Source organism: Brevibacterium litoralis, assembly GCF_040212315.1.
GTDB lineage: Bacteria > Actinomycetota > Actinomycetes > Actinomycetales > Brevibacteriaceae > Brevibacterium > Brevibacterium litoralis.
The window spans coordinates 1-2,877 of the sequence record NZ_JBDIUY010000030.1 but is presented as its reverse complement, the minus strand read 5'-3'; the positions used below and the strand labels follow the sequence as shown (position 1 = coordinate 2,877).

Here is a 2,877-nt window from a genome sequence, read left to right as displayed (position 1 = left end):
AACCCCTGTATGGGGTTACGGGCCTCCCGTGCATTCACGGCAGTTCACTCACGAGCCCGGTACAACCGAAATGTCCGGGGACTGCGGGCGGGCTTCCTAGACTGGGGGCATGACACGCGCGCATTGCATGAAGACGAATGGCCGCCAGTGGTCACGGACCGACGCGGACTTCGTCGAGGGCTACCGCTCGGTGAGCGACGACCTGGCCGCTCACGTCGGTGTTCTCACCTGCATGCGGGGATCCCGGCCGCACGCGATCGCCGTCGACAGCTACATGGACGTCTCCTACGGCCCGCCGACCATGGCGGTGTCCGTGTACAGCGGGTCCCGGATGCAGGAGTCGCTCGACATGGCCGACGGTTTCGTCCTCAACCTCCTCGCCGAAGACCAGAAGTCCGTGGCTCAATGGCTCGGGGAACCGGGACAGCCCTTGTACGGGCTCCTCGACTCCGTACCGACATTCACGACTGCCTCCGGGCGCGTGGCGATCGCCGGGTCGATCGCCTGGTTCGACTGCGATTCCGTGACCGAACACGAGATCGCCACGCACACGCTCAGCGTGGGCGCTGTCCGGGTCTTCGGGCGCCCGGGCCGTCCGTCGTTCGCCACCGGCACGTCAGTGTCCGGTCGCCCGGGACCGCTCCTCCGGTGGGCCGGGGAGTACGGCGCCTTCACCACTCGTCCATCCTGATCCTCGTCCGGTCTGATCCGGGCTCGTGCATCACCACAGGACCTTCCCCACACCTCGGACGGCTGGGCCTGCCGCCCGGGGCGACTACAATGGGGGCCATGTCCACGACCTATCCCAGCACCGGCGGTGCAGCGACGATCGAGCGGAGCGAGCAGGAACAGCTCGTCGAACCCGGCGACCACGAACGGTTCTCGCACTACGCGCCCAAGGACAAGATCATGGAGGCCATGGTCATGGGCACCCCCGTGGTGGCCCTCTGCGGCAAGGTGTGGATCCCCAGCCGCGACCCGGAGCGGTTCCCCGTCTGCCCACGCTGCAAGGAGATCTTCGAAGGCATGCCCGAAGGGGGCGGGGACGACGATTCCGAGGGGCCGCAGGAGTAAATGACGCGGAACCCGAGAGTTCCGGGCACCTCCGCAGCAGAACAGCTCCCTCCCGCATTCCCCGAACGCGCCGCGTGGGGAACCGCGGGCAAGCTGCGTGCCTGGCAGGCGGAGGCCCTGGAGGCCTACTTCCGAGACCAACCCAAGGACTTCCTGGCGGTCGCGACCCCCGGAGCCGGTAAGACGACCTTCGCCCTGCGGCTCGCGGCGGAACTGCTCGCACAGCGGGTGGTCGACCGCGTGACCGTCGTGGCACCCACCGAACACCTCAAGGTGCAGTGGGCGGAGTCCGCCCAGCGCGTGGGCATCAAGCTCGACCCGTACTTCAAGAACAGCCAGGGTCGGCACGCCCCGGGCTTCCACGGGGTCGCCGTCACCTACGCCCAGATCGCGGCCAAACCGACGCTCCACCACAACCGGACCTCCGCGGCCCGGACGCTGGTGATCCTCGACGAGGTGCACCACGCCGGTGACGCCCTGTCCTGGGGCGACGCCGTCCGCGAGGCCTTCGAACCCGCGCGACGACGCCTGGCGCTCACGGGTACGCCCTTCCGGTCGGACACCTCGCCGATCCCGTTCGTCACCTACGAACCGGACGACGAGGGCATCCGCACCTCGAAGGCCGACTACTCCTACGGGTACTCCCGGGCGCTCAGGGACGGGGTGGTCCGGCCGGTCATCTTCATGGCCTACGCCGGCGAGATGCGCTGGCGCACGAAGGCCGGCGACGAGATGTCCGCACTCCTCGGCGCCGACGCGACGAAGGACGTCCACGCCCAGGCATGGCGGACGGCGCTCGATCCCACGGGCGAGTGGATCCCCGCGGTCCTCCAGGCCGCCGACCGGCGCCTCACCGAGGTCCGGCGTTCCATCTCGGACGCCGGTGGTCTCGTCATCGCCACCGATCAGACCGTCGCCCGCGCCTACGCGAAGCAGCTACGGGAGATCACGGGGGAGGCGCCCACCGTCGTCCTGTCCGACGAGGCCGGTGCGAGCAAGAAGATCGAGGAGTTCTCCGATGGCGACCAACGCTGGCTCGTCGCCGTCCGCATGGTCTCCGAGGGCGTCGACGTCCCCCGCTTGGCGGTGGGCGTCTACGCGACCTCCTCGTCGACCCCGCTGTTCTTCGCCCAGGCGATCGGCCGTTTCGTCCGCTCCCGCAAGCGCGGCGAGGTCGCGAGTGTCTTCCTGCCCAGCGTCCCCGTCCTCATGGAACTGGCCAACAACCTCGAGGCCGAACGCGACCACGCCCTCGACCGGAAGCCGGATCCCGACGACGACGGCATCATCGACTTCGACGACGAACTGGTCGAACGCGCCAACCAGAGCGAGTCCGCGAGCGACGACCTGTTCGGCTCCTTCGAGTCGCTGGGTTCACAGGCGTCCTTCGACCGCGTCCTGTTCGACGGTGGCGACTACGGCTCCGGCGGTCTCGTCGGTTCGGAGGACGAGCAGGACTTCCTCGGCATCCCCGGTCTCCTCGAGCCCGACCAGGTGCACCAGTTGTTGCGGTCCCGCCAGGCCGAACAGTCCAAGCGCAAGGCGAGTGCCTCCGGTGGCGTCGGCGACGTCCTCCAGGAGTCCCGTGACGAACTGGAGCACAAGGCGCTCAAGGAGGACCGCAACAAACTCCAGAGCCTCGTCGGCGCCTGGTCCCGCCGCACCGGCAAACCCCACGGCACGATCCACGTAGAACTCCGCAAGGCCTGTGGTGGCCCGGCCGTCGCCCAGGCGACCCGCGGCGAGATCGAGGCGCGGATCCGGAAGATCCAAGGGTGGTTCGTCGGCCGCGGTTGACATCAT

General features: G+C 68.8%; 3 protein-coding genes. All 3 read left to right on the top strand.

Features of this window, described 5'->3' with window-relative positions; translation table 11 throughout:
- The first annotated feature begins 109 nt into the window (after nucleotides 1-109).
- The 3 genes from AAD496_RS11140 to AAD496_RS11130 all read left to right on the top strand — a co-directional run bounded on the left by AAD496_RS11140 (nucleotide 110) and on the right by AAD496_RS11130 (nucleotide 2,871).
- On the top strand, nucleotides 110-691 hold the full coding sequence (locus AAD496_RS11140; protein ID WP_349828811.1) for a flavin reductase family protein: 582 nt from the start codon (nucleotides 110-112) through the stop codon (nucleotides 689-691).
- A gap of 98 nt (nucleotides 692-789) precedes the next feature.
- The gene (locus AAD496_RS11135; RefSeq protein ID WP_349828810.1) at nucleotides 790-1,074 is read left to right on the top strand and encodes a DUF3039 domain-containing protein; all 285 of its coding nucleotides are present in this window, start codon (nucleotides 790-792) and stop codon (nucleotides 1,072-1,074) included.
- Nucleotides 1,075-2,871, top strand: coding sequence for a DEAD/DEAH box helicase (locus AAD496_RS11130; RefSeq protein ID WP_349828809.1), 1,797 nt, complete (start codon nucleotides 1,075-1,077; stop codon nucleotides 2,869-2,871).
- Nucleotides 2,872-2,877: the final 6 nt, after the last annotated feature.

Excerpts from the sequence above, each read along its gene's own strand:
- AAD496_RS11140 (WP_349828811.1), top strand. The coding sequence starts at position 110 with ATGACACGCGCGCATTGCATGAAGACGAATGGCCGCCAGTGGTCACGG.
- AAD496_RS11135 (WP_349828810.1), top strand. The coding sequence starts at position 790 with ATGTCCACGACCTATCCCAGCACCGGCGGTGCAGCGACGATCGAGCGG.
- AAD496_RS11130 (WP_349828809.1), top strand. The coding sequence starts at position 1,075 with ATGACGCGGAACCCGAGAGTTCCGGGCACCTCCGCAGCAGAACAGCTC.